The 17,705-nt window shown below is 76.1% G+C and carries 19 protein-coding genes; 8 read left to right on the plus strand and 11 right to left on the minus strand.

Going from position 1 to position 17,705, the window contains the following annotated elements; all coding sequences use genetic code 11:
* The first annotated feature begins 89 nt into the window (after positions 1 to 89).
* On the plus strand, positions 90 to 926 hold the full coding sequence (locus FB458_RS04375; protein WP_141847101.1) for a sigma-70 family RNA polymerase sigma factor: 837 nt from the start codon (positions 90 to 92) through the stop codon (positions 924 to 926).
* A 140-nt stretch (positions 927 to 1,066) separates the two neighbouring features.
* Complete coding sequence (locus FB458_RS04380; protein ID WP_141847103.1) at positions 1,067 to 1,399, plus strand: ANTAR domain-containing protein; 333 nt, start codon at positions 1,067 to 1,069, stop codon at positions 1,397 to 1,399.
* On the opposite strand, the gene FB458_RS04385 is transcribed toward FB458_RS04380, so the two are convergent.
* Positions 1,379 to 2,131: an HAD family hydrolase gene (locus FB458_RS04385; RefSeq protein WP_141847105.1), complete on the minus strand. Its 753-nt coding sequence runs from the start codon at positions 2,129 to 2,131 to the stop codon at positions 1,379 to 1,381. The two genes, FB458_RS04380 and FB458_RS04385, sit on opposite strands and share 21 nt — an antisense overlap.
* The gene (locus FB458_RS04390; protein WP_141847107.1) at positions 2,128 to 3,045 is read right to left on the minus strand and encodes a Rieske (2Fe-2S) protein; all 918 of its coding nucleotides are present in this window, start codon (positions 3,043 to 3,045) and stop codon (positions 2,128 to 2,130) included. The genes FB458_RS04385 and FB458_RS04390 overlap by 4 nt, the downstream gene beginning before the upstream one ends.
* Positions 3,046 to 3,224: 179 nt before the next feature.
* On the opposite strand from FB458_RS04390, the gene FB458_RS04395 reads away from it, so the two are divergent.
* The 3 genes from FB458_RS04395 to FB458_RS04405 all read left to right on the plus strand — a co-directional run bounded on the left by FB458_RS04395 (position 3,225) and on the right by FB458_RS04405 (position 6,680).
* Positions 3,225 to 5,405 (plus strand): catalase, encoded by a 2,181-nt coding sequence (locus FB458_RS04395; RefSeq protein WP_141847109.1) that lies wholly within the window; start codon positions 3,225 to 3,227, stop codon positions 5,403 to 5,405.
* 62 nt (positions 5,406 to 5,467) lie between these two features.
* Positions 5,468 to 6,193 (plus strand): GAF and ANTAR domain-containing protein, encoded by a 726-nt coding sequence (locus tag FB458_RS04400; protein WP_141847111.1) that lies wholly within the window; start codon positions 5,468 to 5,470, stop codon positions 6,191 to 6,193.
* 265 nt (positions 6,194 to 6,458) lie between these two features.
* Positions 6,459 to 6,680, plus strand: a complete 222-nt coding sequence (locus FB458_RS04405; protein ID WP_141847113.1) for a hypothetical protein — start codon at positions 6,459 to 6,461, stop codon at positions 6,678 to 6,680.
* A 234-nt stretch (positions 6,681 to 6,914) separates the two neighbouring features.
* Here the strand turns inward: FB458_RS04405 and FB458_RS04410 are convergent, their stop codons facing one another.
* The 5 genes from FB458_RS04410 to FB458_RS04430 all read right to left on the minus strand — a co-directional run bounded on the left by FB458_RS04410 (position 6,915) and on the right by FB458_RS04430 (position 10,859).
* Complete coding sequence (locus FB458_RS04410; RefSeq protein WP_211355922.1) at positions 6,915 to 7,538, minus strand: class I SAM-dependent methyltransferase; 624 nt, start codon at positions 7,536 to 7,538, stop codon at positions 6,915 to 6,917.
* 1 nt (position 7,539) lies between these two features.
* Positions 7,540 to 8,349, minus strand: a complete 810-nt coding sequence (locus FB458_RS04415) for a PIG-L deacetylase family protein (protein WP_141847115.1) — start codon at positions 8,347 to 8,349, stop codon at positions 7,540 to 7,542.
* Entirely contained in the window at positions 8,346 to 9,353 is a 1,008-nt protein-coding gene (locus tag FB458_RS04420; RefSeq protein ID WP_211355923.1) for an acyl-CoA dehydrogenase family protein, read from the minus strand. Before FB458_RS04420 ends, FB458_RS04415 begins: the two co-directional genes overlap by 4 nt.
* Positions 9,350 to 10,084, minus strand: coding sequence for a glycosyltransferase family 2 protein (locus tag FB458_RS04425; protein WP_211355924.1), 735 nt, complete (start codon positions 10,082 to 10,084; stop codon positions 9,350 to 9,352). The genes FB458_RS04420 and FB458_RS04425 overlap by 4 nt, the downstream gene beginning before the upstream one ends.
* Before the next feature lie 61 nt (positions 10,085 to 10,145).
* Complete coding sequence (locus FB458_RS04430; protein WP_141847117.1) at positions 10,146 to 10,859, minus strand: ANTAR domain-containing protein; 714 nt, start codon at positions 10,857 to 10,859, stop codon at positions 10,146 to 10,148.
* 136 nt (positions 10,860 to 10,995) lie between these two features.
* Between FB458_RS04430 and FB458_RS04435 the strand changes: the two genes are divergently transcribed.
* Positions 10,996 to 11,325: an ANTAR domain-containing protein gene (locus FB458_RS04435; protein WP_141847119.1), complete on the plus strand. Its 330-nt coding sequence runs from the start codon at positions 10,996 to 10,998 to the stop codon at positions 11,323 to 11,325.
* A gap of 9 nt (positions 11,326 to 11,334) precedes the next feature.
* Here the strand turns inward: FB458_RS04435 and FB458_RS04440 are convergent, their stop codons facing one another.
* The gene (locus FB458_RS04440; protein ID WP_141847120.1) at positions 11,335 to 12,255 is read right to left on the minus strand and encodes a LysR family transcriptional regulator; all 921 of its coding nucleotides are present in this window, start codon (positions 12,253 to 12,255) and stop codon (positions 11,335 to 11,337) included.
* Between the two features lie 93 nt (positions 12,256 to 12,348).
* Here FB458_RS04440 and FB458_RS04445 point away from each other — a divergent pair, with 93 nt between their 5' ends.
* Positions 12,349 to 13,476: a TDT family transporter gene (locus FB458_RS04445; RefSeq protein WP_246061062.1), complete on the plus strand. Its 1,128-nt coding sequence runs from the start codon at positions 12,349 to 12,351 to the stop codon at positions 13,474 to 13,476.
* Here the strand turns inward: FB458_RS04445 and FB458_RS04450 are convergent.
* Both FB458_RS04450 and FB458_RS04455 read right to left on the minus strand, forming a co-directional pair.
* Positions 13,460 to 14,335 carry an alpha/beta fold hydrolase gene (locus FB458_RS04450; protein WP_141847122.1) on the minus strand — a complete coding sequence of 292 codons (876 nt, stop codon included), beginning with the start codon at positions 14,333 to 14,335 and terminating at the stop codon, positions 13,460 to 13,462. The two genes, FB458_RS04445 and FB458_RS04450, sit on opposite strands and share 17 nt — an antisense overlap.
* Positions 14,336 to 14,443: 108 nt before the next feature.
* Positions 14,444 to 15,697 (minus strand): PucR family transcriptional regulator, encoded by a 1,254-nt coding sequence (locus FB458_RS04455; RefSeq protein WP_141847124.1) that lies wholly within the window; start codon positions 15,695 to 15,697, stop codon positions 14,444 to 14,446.
* Positions 15,698 to 15,837: 140 nt separating this feature from the next.
* Between FB458_RS04455 and FB458_RS04460 the strand changes: the two genes are divergently transcribed.
* Positions 15,838 to 16,626 (plus strand): SDR family NAD(P)-dependent oxidoreductase, encoded by a 789-nt coding sequence (locus FB458_RS04460; RefSeq protein WP_211355925.1) that lies wholly within the window; start codon positions 15,838 to 15,840, stop codon positions 16,624 to 16,626.
* A gap of 3 nt (positions 16,627 to 16,629) precedes the next feature.
* On the opposite strand, the gene FB458_RS04465 is transcribed toward FB458_RS04460, so the two are convergent.
* Positions 16,630 to 17,673 (minus strand): LLM class flavin-dependent oxidoreductase, encoded by a 1,044-nt coding sequence (locus FB458_RS04465; RefSeq protein ID WP_211356149.1) that lies wholly within the window; start codon positions 17,671 to 17,673, stop codon positions 16,630 to 16,632.
* Positions 17,674 to 17,705 lie beyond the last annotated feature (32 nt).

The following is a 17,705-nucleotide window of genomic DNA, read 5'->3' on the forward strand; positions in this document are numbered from 1 at the left end:
CGGTTGCCACCTGTCGGCGCCGTGTGCTTGTGTGGCAGGGCGTCACCCACCTGCAACACCTCGGGTGGTCCAGCGATTGGGGATCTCCCATGAGCACTGCGTGCCGTATCGACGACGAGGACCGCGAGGCCCGGACGACCGAGCTCCTCCACCAGGCCCTGCACTGCGAGGACGACGACACCGTCCGCGACCTCCACCACCGGGCGGTGGTCCTCAACCGGGACCTGGCCCTCACCCTGTCGCGTCATTTCCGGGGCCGCGGCATCGAGGTGGACGACCTCGAGCAGGTCGCCTACGTCGGCCTGTGCAAGGCGGTCGCGGGATACCGCGAGCCGTGCGTCGGCTTCACGCCGTACGCCGTCCCCACCATCCGCGGCGAGCTGCGCCGCCACTTCCGCGACCACGGCTGGCTCGTGCGGCCACCCCGCTCCGCACAGGAGGCCGACCTGGCCGTGCGGACGGCGACGCCGCACCTGACCCAGACGCTGGGGCGGGAGCCCAACGACACCGACCTGGCCGCGCACCTGGGTCTGACCCGCGAGGAGGTCACCCGCTCGCGGATCGCCGACCGCGCGTTCCACGGAGTGGCCATCGACGCGCCGCTCGGCGGGTCGACGCTGACCCTCGGCGACCTGCTCGGCAGCGACGACGACGACCTCTCGAGTGTCGAGTGGCGCCTCGACCTGCGCCGGGCGCTGACCACCCTGTCGGACCGCCACCTGCTGGCCCTGCGACTGCGCTTCGAGAAGGACTGGAGCCAGCGCGAGATCGGCGAGGTGCTCGGCGTCAGCCAGATGCAGGTGTCACGGATCCTCACGAAGGCGCTGGGGTTGCTCCGGGCCCAGCTCGAGGACCCGACCGACGCTCCCCGACCGGTCCCCGCCGCACGCGAGCTCGTGGACCTGCCCGCCCTGCCGGCGGCGTAGGTCCGGGACGGGCGGGGCCCGCGTCGCCGGACGACACGCCGCGAGACCTTCCCGCGACGGTGCGGACCCCCTAACCTGGGAGCTGCCCGAGGGGCCTCCGACCCGGACGCCCTCGGAACACGACCCTGAGGACCACCCACATGGTCGACAGCCGCCCCACCACGATCACGCCACCGCGTCACGCCCATCCGGTCGTGCGGCCGGCTCCTGACGCCTGCGAGGTGCTCGAGCAGCGGGTCGACAACCTGCAGCGAGCGCTGCACCACAGCCGCCGGATCGGCGCCGCCACCGGCATCCTCATGGCCCTCCAGGGCTGGCGCTACGAGGAGGCCTTCGAGTGGCTGCGCCGCACCAGCCAGTCGAGCAACCGCAAGGTCAGCGACCTGGCGGACGAGATCGTCCTCACCGGCACGGTGGAGGTGGAGCGGGGCGCCGGCAACTCGTCGGGAGCCTCACGCCCCCGCCCCGCCTGAGCCGGTCGCCAAGCGCTCCAGCAGGGCGGGCAGGCCCGCGAGGAGCGCCGCAGGGTCGGCGTACGTCGCGACGGCACCGGCGTCCTGCAGCTCGGCGGCGCTCGTGCCCCCGCACTCGAGGCCGACGCACGGCATGCCGAGCCGACCGGCGGCCTCGACGTCCCACACCGCGTCCCCGACGAAGAGCGCCTCCCCCGGGCCTCGGCCGATCCGGTCCAACGCGACCTCGAGGATGTCGGTGTCCGGTTTGCTGCGCTCGGCGTCCTCGCTGCTCGTCACCTCGTCGACCGCGTCCTCGACGTCGAGCACCCGGCGGAGCGCGGCGAGGTCGCGCTCGCCCGCGGAGGTGCACAGGACCGTGACGAGCCCGGCGTCGTGGCACCAGCGCACGAGCTCGCGAGCCCCCGGCAGGGGCACGAGCCGCTCGTGCCAGGTCGACACTAGGGCGTCGTGCGCGGCCGCGACCGCGTCGACGTCGACCTCGTCGGCCGGAGCGGTCACCCCCGGGACGTCCTCGTCGTCCGGCGCCTCCCGCAGCAGGTGCTCGACGATCTTGTCCGAGCCCAGCCCGATGGCCCGGTGGACGGTCGCCATGGGGACCAGGCGGCCGTGCTGCCGCAGCGCCTGCCACCAGCAGAGCGTCTGCACGTAGGTCGTGTCGACGAGCGTGCCGTCGACGTCCAGCAGGACCGCCGCGACGCCCTGGGGGGCGCTATCACCGTCCCGGGTCATACCGGGTTCTCCCGCAGCGCGCGCACGTCGTCGGCCCGCACCTGCACGCGGCCCTGGTGCTCCCGCACCTGCAGCACCGGCGCGGGGCGCGTCGCCGGCCCTCTCTCGACCCGGCCGCCGGCGGCCGGGTCGAGCGCGAACAGCGAGGCGTGCCAGGGGCACTCGATGCAGCCGTCGACCAGCCGTCCCTCGTGCAGCGGCGCGCCACGGTGGGTGCAGCGGTCGAGCACCGCCGTCAGCCGACCGGCGTGCCGCAGCAGCATGACCGGCAGCCCGCCGGCGTCGCGCCCCTGCGGCTCACCATCGGTGAGCGTCGCCAGGGGGCCGGCGTCGGTCCAGTCGTCGGGCAGCGCCGTGAACGCCGTGGTGTCGACGCCGACCCCGAGCGCGTAGGCGAGGTGCCCGCCCAACCAGCCGCCGACGCCGAGGACCCCGACCGTGGCGGTGAGCCAGGTGCGGCGCCCGGTGTCCGAGCGCGCCGCCCAGGCGGCGGTGGCCGCCCCGACGGCGAGCACGTTGACGCCGGCGTGGACCAGGCCGACCCGCCGCTCGGCCCCCTCGGTGTCGTTCCAGTCGCTCCAGCCCGTGATCGCCGTCGGCGCCACGGAGAGCACCCCGAGCCCCGTGAGCCACCGGGCCGCCGGGGCGGCCCAGGGGGCTCGGACGAAGGACAACGCGGCCGCCCCCACGAGGGTGCCGATGGGCACGGTGACGAGGACGGGGTGCAGGGGGTGCCCGGCGACCCGGCCGGAGAGGACGTCGGCGACGGGCGCGGCCCGCAGCGCCCCCGTCACGCGGCGGACCCCGTCGGCCGGCTCGTCCAGCCAGGTCGCCCGCTCGAGGGCGTCGGTGACCCGGTCGGGGAGGGCGGGGACGGACGATCCGGCACGGGATCCGTTAAGGGGCAGGCGCATCACCGCGTCCTACCCGCGCCGTCGCCGCGCATTCCGTGTCGATGCGGTGTCCCCCGGGTGCCCACGGTCCGCGACGCGCATGGGCCCCCCGGACGCCGGGTAGCGCCGGGGCTCCGGCCGGACGCCCACGGCGTCGGCCCAGCGCGTTCGCGCTCCACGCCCCTGGACGAGAGGTCCCGATGAGCACCGACACCCCCGACGCCCCCGTCCCCGGAGCCCCGTCGAGCGAGACGCCGTCGTACGGCGAGCCGACGAGCCCCCGGTCGCCGCTGCCCCCGACCCCCGACCAGGCCGCCCCGGCGCCGGTCTCGGCGACGGGCGCGTCGGCGACGGCCCCGGACGGCGTCCGTGCGCAGCAGGGCGAGTGGTTGACGACCGCGGGAGGCACGCCGCTCGCGCAGACCGACCACTCGCTGCGCGCCGGCCGGCGCGGACCGGTGCTCCTGCAGGACCACCACCTGCGCGAGAAGACGATGCACTTCGACCACGAGCGGATCCCGGAGCGGGTGGTCCACGCCCGGGGGGCCGCCGCCCACGGCACCTTCCGCTCGTACGGCGCCGCCGACGGGCTCACGTCCGCCGCGTTCCTCGCCGAGGGCGTCGAGACCCCGGTGTTCGTCCGGTTCTCCACCGTGCTGGGCTCGCGGGGGTCCGCCGACACCGTCCGCGACACCCGCGGTTTCGCCACGAAGTTCTACACCTCCGAGGGGGTGTTCGACCTCGTGGGCAACAACATCCCGGTCTTCTTCATCCAGGACGCCATCAAGTTCGCCGACGTCATCCACGCCGGCAAGCCGCACCCGGACCGCGAGATCCCGCAGGCGCAGAGCGCCCACGACACCTTCTGGGACTTCGTGTCGCTGCACACCGAGGCCCAGCACCACGCGATCTGGAACATGTCCGACCGCGGCATCCCGCGGTCCTACCGGACGATGGAGGGCTTCGGCGTCCACACCTTCCGGCTCGTGGCCGACGACGGCTCGACGCGCCTGGTGAAGTTCCACTGGAAGCCCCGCGCGGGGGTGCACTCGCTGGTCTGGGAGGAGGCGCAGCTGCTGGCCGGGCTCGACCCCGACTTCCACCGCCGCGACCTCGCCGACGCCATCGAGTCCGGCGCGTTCCCCTCCTGGCAGCTCGGCGTCCAGGTCATGCCGGACACGCCGGACCAGACGTTCGAGGGCATCGACCTGCTCGACCCCACCAAGCTCGTCCCCGAGGAGCTCGCCCCGGTGCACCTGCTGGGCGAGATGACGCTGGAGCGCAACCCGACGAACTACTTCGCCGAGACCGAGCAGGTCGCCTTCCACGTCGGGCACCTCGTGCGTGGCATCGACGTCACCGACGACCCGCTCATGGCCGGGCGGATGTTCTCCTACCTCGACACCCAGCTGACCCGGCTCGGTGGCCCGAACTTCGAGCAGATCCCGATCAACCGGCCCCGGTGCCCGGTCAACGACCTCCTGCGCGACGGCCACCACCAGGACGCCGTGCACACGGGCGTCGCGCCGTACCACCCGAACTCGCTCGACGGCGGCAACCCGTTCCCCACCCCGGCGGAGCGGGCCTTCGTCGAGACCCCCGCCCCGGTCGCGGCCGGGGAGAAGGTCCGCGGACCGCACACGAGCGTCGACGACCACTTCAGCCAGACGCGGATGTTCTGGCTCAGCCTCACCCCGGTGGAGCGACGGCACGTCGTCGACGCCTACGCGTTCGAGCTCGGCAAGTGCTACGAGCAGGTGGTCAAGGAGCGACAGCTGGCCTGCCTCGCCCGGGTCGACGAGGAGCTGTGCCGGGCGGTCGCCGTGCGGCTCGGCCTCGGCCGCCCGGACGGCGAGGTCGCGGCGGACGTGGCGCCCAGCCCGTCGCTCAGCCAGCTCGGGCTGCGCTGGCCGGTGGCCGGCCGGGTCGTCGGGGTCGTCGTCGACGTCACGATCCCGCTGGCCCCGGTGCTCGCCCTGCGGGCGGCGCTGCAGGCGCAGGGGGTGCGCACCCTCGTCATCGGCCCTCGCGGCGGGGTGCTCGTCGGCACCGACGGGACCGAGCTGATGACGCAGCGCTCGCTCGACACGACGCGGTCGGTGGAGCTCGACGCCGTCGTCGTCGGAGCGGCGCCACCGCCGCGCCCTGACCTCGTCCCCGTCGAGGGCGCAGGCCTCGACCCCCGCCTGGACCTGCTGCTGGAGGAGGCGTGGCGGCACGGGAAGGCGATCGTCGGCTGGGGCGCCGGGGCCGCCGTGCTCGAGCCGTACGACGCCCAGCCCGGCGTGCTCGTCACGGACTCGGCCTCGGACGTCGCCGGCCCCCTGCTCGAGCGGCTCGAGCAGCACCGGGTCTGGGAACGGCTCCACCCGACCGGGTGAGCGACCCACGGGCCGAACGTATCCGACAGGGCGCGAGGGCGCAGGACGAGGAGGCGGCGGACGTGGTCGAGCGGTCCGAGGTGCTGCTGCCGCTCCTGCGCGTCCTGGCGGCGGACACCGGGGGCGGGTCCGCGTCCGAACGCCTGTGCCGCGCGGCCGTGCGGCTGCTCGGGGCCCGCGGCGGAGCCCTGTCCCTGGGGGCCACCGAGGACCGGGTGGTGGTGGCGGCGACCTCGACGACGGCCCGACGGATGGAGGACCTGCAGGACCTGCTCGGGGAGGGTCCGTCGTTCGAGGCGTTCGCCCACCGACGCCGTCGGGACACCCTGACCTCGAGCGTCGCGTCGGTGCACGTCGCCTTCGAGACCGCGGCGTACGGACTGCTCGGCGACGTGCGCGTCCTCGCCTTCCCGTTCCCGGTCGACGACGCGCGGGCCGTCGGCACCCTCACCGTCTACGCGGACCCGGCCCCGTGGTCGCGGACCCGCCTCGAGGTGGGCACGAGGACGGCGGCCCTGCTCGGGGTCGTGCTGCTCGAGCAGGAGTCGTTCGAGGAGATGCTGCACGGGACGCCGTGGCAGCACCGCGTCCTGGTCCACCAGGCCACCGGGGTCGTCATGACGACGCTGCACGTGCCCGCCGCGGAGTCTCTCAGCCTGCTGCGGGCCCACGCCGTCGCCGAGGACGTCGCGGTCGTCACCGTCGCCCGGGGGGTCGTCGAGGACGGTGACACGGCGTGGCTCGGTGCCCCGTCACCCCGTCCGCGCCCCGGGTCCGACGGCCGATAGGTCCGACCCCGGGAGCGGCTCCGGCCTCCGAGGGTTTGGGTCGGCCGGGACGGGGAAGGACCCCGCCCCGGCCGTGTCGTCCCGTCACGGCCCCGACGGTGACCGGGCCGTGACCGTGACCGGATCCGGCCGCCTCCGTATTCACCATGAACCCCTCAGAGCAGGCACAATCGGACGAGGTCGCCGGGGACATCGGGATCCCCACCACCGCCACGGCCGTCAGGCGCGGGGGCGTCGTGGGAGCGACGAGGAAGGAACGACGACCATGCGGACGACAACGACGTCGACCCCGACCGGAGCCCTCCAGTGGGTGCACCAGCCCCTGCTGGGTCTGACGGTCCGCGACCTGCTGCGGCGGCTCACCGTCGTGGAGGACGAGCTGCGAGGGCTGCGCCAGCGCGACGGGCGCACGCCCGAGGGAGAGCAGGCCCAGCTCGAGCACTACGCCCGACGGCTGTGCGAGGAGCTGCGCCGCCGGCGTCGCTGAGCGGCCCGGGGCAGCGACCACACCTCACCGTGGTCGTCCGTGCCGGCCCCCGGGACCGGCACCCCCAGGGTCCTCGTCCCCCGACGACCTCCACCGGGGGTGCCGGCGGGAGCATGCCCACCTGACGGTCGAGCCGATGGGTGCTGCGTCCCGTCCCCGGTCTACCCACCACCTCGCGTCCCATGCACGCCGTCGCGGCCCGGTGGGACGGACGACGACGGAGCCGGGGCCCGGTCAAGAGCCGAGGTCGGCGCGCAGCCCACCGGCCGTCGCGACGGACGCGGCCCCCTGCCGCGCGAGGACGGCGATACGCACGTCGTCGTCGCCGTAGTCGGCGAGGACCCGCAGCCCCGGCGTACGCTCGAGGGCGTCGTGGACCTCGTCGCCGTCCTGGTGGTACTCGGGCACCCGCGGGCGCCAGTGCGACGCGAGGACGTGCCCGTCGTCGGAGAGCCGCTCGAGGACCCGCTCGACGAGGTCGCGCTGCTCGTCCGCGTGCAGGTAGTAGAGGCACTCGCTGAGGACGACGAGGTCGACCGGCCCGTCGGGCAGCGGGTCGCGCAGGTCGCCCTCCCCCAGGGTGACCCTGGTCGGGTCGTCGACCTCGCGGTGGACCCGCTCGCGCGCCCGCTCGACGGCGACGGGCACGAGGTCGCTCGCGACGACCTCGTCCGCCCGCTCGGCGAGCCGGACGGTGAGCACGCCCACGGAGCAGGCCGGTTCGAGCACGCGCCGGTAGCGCGGTCGCGGCAGCATGGCAAGGCACAGCCCGTACTTGCGCTGCTCGTACCACCGGGACGCGAACTCCCAGGGGTCCTCGGCGGCGTCGTACATCCGGGTGAAGTAGGCGGTGTCCACGTCAGTCCTCCGGGCGGGGGTCGGTGGGGAGCAGCAGGGTCTCGCGGTCGGTGACCAGCCGCTCGAGCACCGCCGGCGGCAGCACCGGGCTGCGGCCGGCCGGCGCGGTGACCTGGCTGACGAAGCAGCGCACCGCCTCCCGCTTGGCCTCCTGCTCGTCGTGCGTCAGCGGGACGACGGCCGCGCGGTGCCAGGGAACGGCGGGGTCCGCGGGCGCGGACCAGTGCCAGGCCCACACGGGGAAGTGCACCACCACCGCGCCCGTACGACGCCCCGCGGCCAGCGCCGCGCGGCCCACCGCCTCGTGGTCGGGGTGCCCGTCGCCGTCCCAGGTGGCCAGGCACACCGTGCCCGGCCCCAGCCGGGCGGCGAGCTGCTCGACGAGGACGTCCTCGTGCTCGGCGACGTGGCCGTCGGGGATGCGCAGCCGCTCGGCGACGGGCAGCCCGAGCAGCGCCCCGGCGAGCCGCGACTCGTGGACCCGCAGGTCCGCCAGGGCGGCCCGGCCCGCGGCGTCGGCCTGCGGGTCGGCGCCGTCGCCGTCGGTGACGGCGACGACCGACACGGCGTGCCCCGCGGCACTCAGCCGGGCCAGCAGCGCACCGACCCCGAGCACCTCGTCGTCCGGGTGGGGGGCGACGGCGACGACCCGGGGCCAGGTCGTCGGGTCGACCACGGGGAAGCGGGACCAGGCCGGCCAGGCCCGCCAGGTCGCGAGCGGCGTCCCACCGTGGTCGTCGTCGACGACCCCGAGGCGGTCCCCGTTGCCGCTCGGGGCGCCTCGCCGGGTGCCGGCGGCGGTCGTGCTCATTGCGGGAGCTCGCCGACGAGCAGCCGGCCGAGGCCCTCGAGGTCGCGTTCGGCGTGGCTCTGGCGCACGTAGACGGTGACGTCGGCGACGGCGGCCGCGTGGTCCCCGTCGAGGCACAGCGGCGTCGCCCCGAGCGCGCGGCCGACGTGGTCGACGGTCGTCGTGACGGCCTGCTCCGCGACGGCCCGCACGCGCATCGTCCGCACCTGCGCGGCGCGGCGGCTCGTCGGGGCCTCGTCGAGCTCGCGCGCCGCGGCGTCGAGCACCCACCGCGCCCCCGCGAGGGCCGCGTCGACCGCGCCGAGGTGGGCCAGGGCGTGCGCCTCCGGCCGGCGCTCGACGGCCTGGCGCAGGGTCCGGGCGACGCGCTCCGCGCCGCCGACCCAGCACGCGGCGACCCCTGCCCCGCCGTGCCAGAAGCCCGGCCGGTCGAGGTAGTCCGCGTGCGAGCCGACCCGACGCGCGGTGACGCGGTCGAGGTGGACGGTGCCGGTGCTGCTGCGCCGCATGCCGGCGGCCCGCCACGTCGACGGCTCGCCGCGCACGTCGTCGCCGCGCAGGTCGACGGCGAACAGAGCGACGCCGTCGTCGGTGTCGGCGGTGAGCAGGGCATGGGTGCACAGGCCGGTGCCCGAGCACCACGCCTTGGCGCCCGACAGCAGCCACCGATCCCCCTCCGGGGTGGCGGTGACCCGGGGCGACGGCGGCTCGGCCGCCCACACGCCCCACCACTCACCGCGCCGGGGCCGCTCCTGGCCGAGCTCGGCGAGGATCGCGTCGGCGTCGAGGTGCGCCTCGACGAGCCGGGCGACGACGACGTCGTCGGCGGCCGCCGCCCGCAGGCGGTCCCAGCGCTCGGCGGTGCCGCCCGAGCCGGGGAGGGGGACGGGCTGCCGCAGCAGCGAACGGACGGCGGCCGTCAGCAGGCGACGCTCCTCCTCCTCGGTCCGATCGGTGTGCGCCGACCCGGTGCCGCGGCCGGCCAGGGTGGTGGTGGACGTCATGACGCGAGCTCCCCCTCGAGGCGGTCGAGATGACCGGAGAAGCCGCCCGGGGTCCGGGAGGACCGTCGGGCGGCGGTGGTGACGGGCGCCCGCCTGGTGCGGCGGACGACCAGTCCGGCGGCGACGCAGCGCTCGACCAGCGCGACGTCCTCGTGCTCGCGGACGGCGCGGAACCCGCCGACGCGCCAGTACGACGACGCCCGCAGGCCGAGGCTGGCCCCGTGGACGTGCGGGTGGGACGGGTCGGTGGCGAGGTCGGTGGCGGGGTCGGTGGCGGGGTCGGCCGGGTCGACGGCGTACGCACGGTCCCAGGCCTCGCGCACCCCGGCGGGGCGCTGCGACCAGTCGGCGACCGCGACCGTGCCGACGAAGACGTCGGCGACCAGGGCGGTCGCCAGCTGCTCGGCGCACCACGACGGCGGGACGCAGGTGTCGGCGTCCGTCGTCGCGTACCACCACCCCGGGTCGGCCGGCTCCCCGACGAACCCGGCGGCGCGCGCGAGACCGACGACGCCGTGCCGGACCTCGACGGTGCGCACGGTCGGCGGGACGACGTCGGCCGTGCCGTCGCGGCAGTCGTCGAGGACGACGACGACGCGGACCGGCGGGGCGACGTGGACGGCGGCGACCCGCAGGGCCTCGAGGCAGGCCGGCAGCAGCTCGCGCTCGTCGTGCGCGGGCACGACGACGGTCAGGCCGCGGGCGGGCCGCTGGGCGCGGGGGGGCGTCACCGGAGCGGACTACCCGGGCCCCCCCGATCCATGCACCCGGGCCCGGCCCCCCGGCGCCCGGTCAGGCCTGGGCGCCCTCGGACCGCTGCTGCAGCCAGCCCGACTCGACGACCTCGGCGGCGACGTCGCGCAGCCGCCGGTTGCGGCGCTGGCTGGCGATGGAGAGCAGGTCGAAGGCCTGCTCGCGGGTGACCTTGTGGGCGCTCATGAGGACGCCGACGGCGGCCCCGATGTCGCGGCTGCTCTCCAGCGCCTTCTGCAGGTGCGACATCTTCCGCCCGGCGATGACGGCGGCGGCCCGGGTGGCGACGAGCAGGCCGCGGGCGACGGACGTGTCGTCGTACGCCCCCGGCTCGTCGGCGTAGAGGTTGAGGCCGCTGACGACCTCGTCGATGCCGGTGTGCAGCCGGTAGGAGAGCAGGCTGCGGTAGCCCTCCTCGTGCGCCACCCGCGAGCCGAACTCGGGCCAGCGGCCGTCGGTGAGCAGGTCGTCGGGGTGGTAGATCGCGTCGTCGAGCACGGCGTCGACGCACGGTCCCGAACCCAGGTCGTACTGGAGCGCGTCGGCGCGGCGGACCCGCTCGTCCGTCGCGGCGTCGGTGGTGAAGTGCGCTCCGCGGTACGACGTGATGCTCGCGCCGGCGGTGCCCGGCACCCACTTGGCCGCGACGTCGACGACGTCGCCCAGGCTCGCGGCCTCGGCGCGCAGGAGGTGGCCCAGCTCGTCGCTGAGCGCGGCCAGTCCCGACGGGTCGGAGAGGGGGGACGGCGACACGGGTCCTCCTGGATGAGGGGCAGGGGGCGAAGGGGCCGGGTGGTCGGGTGGTGCTCCTGCGCAGGATAATCTCCTCCCGGCGGACCACCTCGAACCACTGGGGCACGGTCCGTCGCGCGTCCCCGAGAGGTCCCCGGTGTCCGATGGCGCCCACTCCCCCCGCGACGACTCCCCCGCGACCGAGGTCGTGCTGCGCCGACAGGTCGAGCAGCTCACCCGGCGGGTGGAGCAGCTGACGACCCAGGTCGGCAACCTGCGCCTCGCGCTCGACAGCAACCGGCAGATCGGGATGGCCGTGGGCATCCTCATGGCCCTGCGCGGCGCGACGGAGTCCGATGCCTTCGACGACCTCGTGCAGGTCAGCCGGACCACCAACCGCAAGGTCCGCGAGGTCGCCGCGGACGTGGTGCAGACCGGCGAGCTCCCTCCGGCCGACCCGCACCCGGGCAACTCCTCCGGGCGCTGACGGCAACCCTCAGCCGACGTCCTCGCGGGCGATGCCGACGAGCTGGCGGACCGGGCCGGCCGGGGGCTGCGCGCTCCCGGACCACACGGCCCGGAAGGCCCGGCGCAGGTCGAGCCCGGCCACCGGCACCCGCACCAGCCGTCCCTCGGCGAGGTCGCGGGCGACCGCCCGGGCCCCGAGGACGGCGGGTGGTCCGCCGGCGGCCACGGCCTCGCGGACCGCGGTGGCCGTGGTGAGCTCGACGGCGACCCGGGGCTCGAGCCGGTGCCGCCGCAGGGCGCGCTCGAGCACGGCCCGGGTGCCGGACCCGGGCTCGCGCCCGGTCGTCGTCAGCGCGGCGACCTCCGCCGGCTCCACGGGGGTACGACGTCGCGCCAGCGGGTCCCCGGGGGCGGCGACGAGGACGAGCTCGTCGTGGGCGACGACGGTGCTGCGCAGCCCGGCCGGTGGCGCGGCGCCCTCGACGAAGCCGAGGTCGGCCGTGCCGTCGCGGACGGCGGCGGCGACCTGGGTGCTGTTGGCGGCGGTGAAGCGGACGGCGGTCGGCGCGAGACCGTCGGCGGACCGCCGCTGGCGCAGCAGGACGAGCCAGCGCGGGAGCAGCCCCTCGGCGACGGTCATGCTGGCCCACACCGTGAGCCCGCGGTCCCGGTCGCCGCGCAGGCCGTCGATGGCCAGGTCGATCTCGTCGGCGAGGTCGAGCAGCCGCCGGCCCCACCCGGCGACGACGACCCCGGCGTCGGTCAGCTCGGAGCCGCGGGGACCTCGGCGCACGAGCGGCAGACCCACCGTCCCCTCGACCGACCGCAGCCGCTCGGACGCCGACTGCTGCGTCGTCCCGACGGCGCGCGCCGCCCCGCCGATGCTGCCCGTGCGACCCACGGCGTCGAGCAGCCGCAGCGCGTCGAGGTCGGGCACGCGACTGGTCACAGGGACGACCTTAGTCCCGACACAGGTTCGACCTGTGGATGGACAGGGCGGCACCGGCTACCGCGTCGCGGCGTCCGGGCCGACCCTGGAGGGGTGACGACCGCCGCCCCGACGACCACCCTCGTGACCTCGACGACCCCGCCCGGACGCCTCTGGTTGCGGGCGGTGGCCCCCAACTGGTTCGCCGCCGTCATGGGCACGGGGATCGTCGCCAACGCCGCCGCGACCCTGCCCTGGCACCCGCCGCTGCTGCTCGACGCGGCCCGGGTCGTGTGGCTGCTCGACGCCGCCCTGCTCGTCCTCGTCGTCGCGGCCACCGTCCTGCAGTGGCGCCACGAGCGCGGCACCGCCCGCGGTCACCTGGACGACCCGGTCCTCGCGCCGTTCTACGGCGCCCCGGCGATGGCCCTGCTCACCGTGGGGGCGGGCGCCCTGCTCGTCGGGGTCCCGGTCGTCGGGCTGCGCACGGCGGTCGTCCTCGACGCCGTGCTGTGGAGCGCCGGCACGGCGCTCGGCCTCGCGACCGCGGTGCTCGTGCCACTGCGCCAGTTCACCCGCGGCCCTTCCGCCCCGGACGCGGCGGTCGGCGGCTGGCTCATGCCGGTCGTGCCCCCGATGGTCAGCGCGGCGACCGCTCCCCTGCTCGTGCCGCACCTGCCGGTGGGCGCGTGGCGCCAGGCCCTGCAGCTGCTCGGCACGATGATGTTCGGCGCCGCGCTGCTGGCCAGCCTCGTCGTCATCACGATGGTCTGGAGCCGGCTGGCCCTGCACGACGTCGGACCCACCGCGGCGGTGCCCACGCTGTGGATCGTCCTCGGCCCGCTCGGGCAGTCGGTCACCGCCGCCCACACCCTCGGCGCCACCGCGCCGTCGGTCCTGCCGGCGCCGTACGGGACCGCCTTCGAGGCCCTCGGGCTGGTGTACGGCGTGCCGGTGTGGGGCTTCGCGGTGCTGTGGCTGGCGATCGCCCTCGGCCTCACGGTGCGGACCGCGCGCTCGAGCGTGTCGGGGCTGCCCTTCTCGCTGACCTGGTGGTCGTTCACCTTCCCCGTCGGGACGGTCGTCACCGGGACGTCGGCGCTGGGCGCGGCGACCGGCGCCCCGTTCCTCGCGGTCGTGGCGTGCGTCCTCTACGCCGGTCTGGTCGGCGCGTGGGGGGTCGTGGCGGTCCGGACCGTCCGCGGGCTGCGCCGCGGGACGCTGCTCAGCCCGGTGCGCTGACCGCCCGCCCGGCGACGGCGTCGTCGAGGAAGCCGGTGACCAGCTCGGCGAAGAGGGCGGGCTGCTCGTAGAAGGCGAAGTGCGAGCCGCCCTCCTCGCTGGTGAGGACGCGCAGCCGGGCGCCGGGGATCTGCCCGGCGATCCACTCCTGGGACGTGGGCACGACGTGGCTCTTCTCGCCCCCGACGACGAGGGTCGGTACGTCGAGGTGGGGCAGCACGTCGCGCCAGTCCTGCATGATGTGGTCGAGGAGCAGCTTGGCGGCGAACGGCATCCGGCCCTGGAGGTTCTCCTGCTCGAGCCAGTCGACGTCCTCCGGCGGCAGGTCGGGTCCGATCATCGACTCGAGGAACGCCCGCCGGGCGGCCGGGCCGTCCGCGCCGGCCACGGCGGTGACGAAGTCGTAGGCGCCGGGGAAGTCGACGATGGCGCCGACCGTCGACGCGTCCTCGGGCGCGAGCCACGGGACGAGCGCGCAGACGCTGGGCTGGTCGACGAGGACGAGCGAGCGGACCGAGCCGGTGCCGTGGGCGTCGACGTACGAGTAGAGGACCGAGCAGCCCATCGAGTGGCCGAGGAAGTGGGCCGAGTCGACACCCAGGTGCTCGAGGAGCTCGCGCAGGTCGGCGGCGAGCGAGGCGATCCGCGCGCCGCGGTCGGACCCGCCGGAGACGCCGTGGTTGCGGTAGTCCCAGGAGACGACGCGGTAGCGGTCGCCGGCCGGCTCGAGGGCGGCGAGGAGGCGGTCGAAGGTGGCCCGGGTCTGCGACCAGCCGGTGAGCAGCACGAGCGTCTCGGGGCCGGAGCCTTGGTCCTCGTAGTGGATCCGGCAGCCGTCGCGGGTGGTGAAGTCGCCCATCGGTGACCCTCCTCCTCTCCTCGGTCGTCGTCGACCGTCGGGTGCAGCATCGGCCCGTACGACGCCCCGCTTCCACCGACGCCCGCCGCAACCCGGTCCGGGCGCGTCCTACACCTGTCGAAGCCCTGCCGGGTCGAGCAGCTCGCGCAGCCGCAGGCCGGCGTGCAGGGCGAGCCGGGTGCGGCCGTCGTCGAGGTCGAGACCGGTCGCCTCGCGGATCCGCTCGAGCCGGTAGTACAGCGTCGTACGGTGCACGTGGAGGGCGTCGGCCGCGGCGGGGGCCGAGCCCGCGTGGTCGAGGAAGGCGAGGACGGTCGTCACGGCGGTGCCGTCCCGGTCGTGCGCCAGCAGCCGGCTCACCTCGTCGGGGAGCGCGTCGACGCCGGGTCCGTCGGGGCCGGCGAGCCGGTCCAGCGGCAGCCGCAGCAGCACGGCGTACTCCCCCAGGCCGCTCCAGCGCACGACCGGGCCGGGGCGGACCCGGCCGGCGGCCGAGGCCGCGGTCCGCGCCTGGCCGATGACGGCGCGGGCCTGCTCGAGGCCGTGGCCGGCCCCTCCGACCCCCGCGACGCACCGCAGCCGCCCGGCCCCCACGGCGTCGACGCGGGCGACGAGCCGCTCGGCGAGCCCGGCCACCGCGTCCTCGCCCGGGTCGGTGCGGGCGGTGACGAGGACGGTGGCCCGGTCGTCGCGCACGCTGGTCAGCAGGCCCCAGGCGGGCGGGGCCACGACCTCCCCCGACAGCGCGTAGCGCAGCGCCGCGGCCGGGTGGCCGGGTGAGCCGCCCTCGGCCGCCGCCTCGTCGCGGCAGACGAGCACGACCGCCCGCAGCGGCAGCTCGGCCCGCGGGCCGAGCCGCGCCCCGAGGTGGCGCAGGGCCGAGCGTCGTACGGACGGCTGGTCGGCGGCGAGGTCCTCGAGCGCCTCGGCGTCGTCCTGCGCGGCGGGGTCGAGCTCCGGACGGCGGTCCTCGGCGAGCAGGGCCGCCAGCTCGTCGGCCCCCGCGGCGATGCGGGCCACCTCGTCCGGCCTCAGCGTGCCGTCGGCGTCGACGACCATGAGCAGCCCGAGCAGGGTGCCGCGCCAGCGGACCGGGACGCACAGCCGGGCGCGCAGCCCGAGCTCCTCGGCGGCGGGGATGGTGCCCGGTCGGCTCCAGGAGGCGACCCCCTGGGCGAGGACGTAGCCCACGATCTCCGGGCCGGCGTCGCGCTGCAGCACGGCCCGGCGCCGGACGTCGTCCTCGTCCCCGTAGTGCCGGCTCGCGTGGAGCAGGCGCACCTGGGGGTCGTCGACGACGACCGAGCGACGCAGCCCGGCGGCGAGGGTGTCGACGAGGTCCTGGACGGCGCCGGTGCTCACGGGCCGATCCTCGCCCGGTTCGACAGAGCGAGCAAGGCGGTGGGCGGCCTCTCACCCCCGGTGGTGGTCGCGCCGCCCGTCCCGCGCGCAGGGTGGGGGTGCCGCCGACGAGGGCGGCCCGACCGGCGAGGAGGAGCCGCGTGCCCCTGTCGCTCGACCTCTCCGGGCGTGTCGTCCTCGTCGTGGGCGCCGGCTCGTCCGGCGCGGGCCTCAGCAACGGCGAGGCCGCCGCCCTCGCCTACGCCGACGCCGGGGCCGCGGTCGTGGCCCTCGACCGCGATCCGGACGAGGCGCAGCGCGTCGCCGACGAGGTCGTCGCCCGCGGCGGCGAGTCGCTCGCGGTCACCGCCGACGTCACGGACGAGACGCAGGTCGAGCGCGCGGTGGCCGAGGCCGTGGCGGCGTACGGCGCCCCGTCCGTCCTGCACCACAACGTGGGCGCCGTGCGCCAGGGGTCCGTCACCGACCTCGACCTGGCGGGGTGGGAGGCCGCGTTCCGGCTCAACGTCACGAGCGCCTACCTCACGACGCGGCACGTGCTGCCGCACCTGCTCGCCGCCGGCCGCGGGGTCGTCACGACGGTGTCCTCGGTCGCGGCCATCCGCTCCACGGGCTACGTCTACCCGGCCTACAGCGCGTCCAAGGCGGCCCTCGACCAGCTGACGGTCAGCCTCGCGCTGACCTACGCGGACCGGGGGATCCGGGCCAACGCGATCCTCCCCGGCCTCATCGACACCCCGCTCGTCACGGCCCAGCTCGCGCACGACCCGGCCGCGCTGCGGGCCCGGCACGCGGCGAGCCCGACGGGGCGGATGGGCAGCCCGTGGGACGTCGCGCGGGTGGCCGTCTTCCTCGCCAGCCACGCGGCGTCGTACGTCAACGGGGTGTGCCTGCCGGTGGACGGCGGCCTCTCCGCCCGCTGCCTCTGAGCGTCAGCCCTCCTCGGCGAGCAGCTCGCGCACCCGCGGCACGACCTCCTCGCCGTACAGGCGCACGGACTCCAGGCGCTGCGCGTGCGGCAGCCCGCCGACGGCGTACTTGAGCTGGAAGCGGGACAGGCCGAGCGTGCGCACCGCCCAGGCGATCTTGCGGGCGACGGTCTCGGGCGAGCCGACGAAGATCGCGCCCTCCCGCGAGGCGGACTGCTCGAAGGCGAGCCGGGTGTACGGGCCCCAGCCGCGCTCGCGGCCGATGCGGCCGAAGGCCTCCGCCTGGTGCGGGAACATCTGCTCCCGGGCCAGCTCGTCGGTCGCGGCGACGTGCCCCGGCGAGTGCATCCCCACGGGGAGCTCCGGCAGCCCGAGCTCGGTGAGCGCCCGGCGGTAGAGCTCGGCGAACTGGACGAAGCCGCGCGGCGAGCCGCCGATCACGGCGAGTACCAACGGCATCGCGTAGCGCGCGGCCCGGATCACCGACTCCGGTGACCCGCCGACGGCGACCCACGCGGGCAGCCGCCCGGCGGCGGTCGTCGGGTAGACCTGCTTGCCGTCGACCGGCGGGCGGACGGTGCCCTGCCAGTGCACCGGCTGCTCGCTCTGCAGGGCGGCGAAGAGGTCGAGCTTCTCGGCGAAGAGCCGCTCGTAGTCGGCGAGGTCGAGCCCGAAGAGCGAGAACGACTCCACGAAGGAGCCGCGTCCGAGCTGGACCTCGGCCCGGCCGCCGGAGACGGCGTCGAGGGTCGCGAAGCGCTCGTAGACCCGGATGGGGTCGTCGGAGGACAGCACGGTGACGCCGGTGCCGAGCCGGATCCGCTCGGTCCGTCCCGCGATCGCCGCGAGCACGACGTCCGGCGCGGAGACGGCGTAGTCGGCGCGGTGGTGCTCCCCCAGCCCGAGGTAGTCGACGCCGAGCCGGTCGGCCAGCACCGCCTCCTCGACGACCTCGCGGATCGTCGCGGCGTGGTTGCCCGGCGCCCCGTCCAGGGGCGCGTCACCGAAGGTGTCGAGCCCGAGCGTCGGCCGCTCGCGCGTCCCCAGCACGTCGTACGACGGCGCGTCCGGCGCCGGTC

The sequence above is a fragment of the Lapillicoccus jejuensis genome (assembly GCF_006715055.1).
Lineage (GTDB): Bacteria > Actinomycetota > Actinomycetes > Actinomycetales > Dermatophilaceae > Lapillicoccus > Lapillicoccus jejuensis.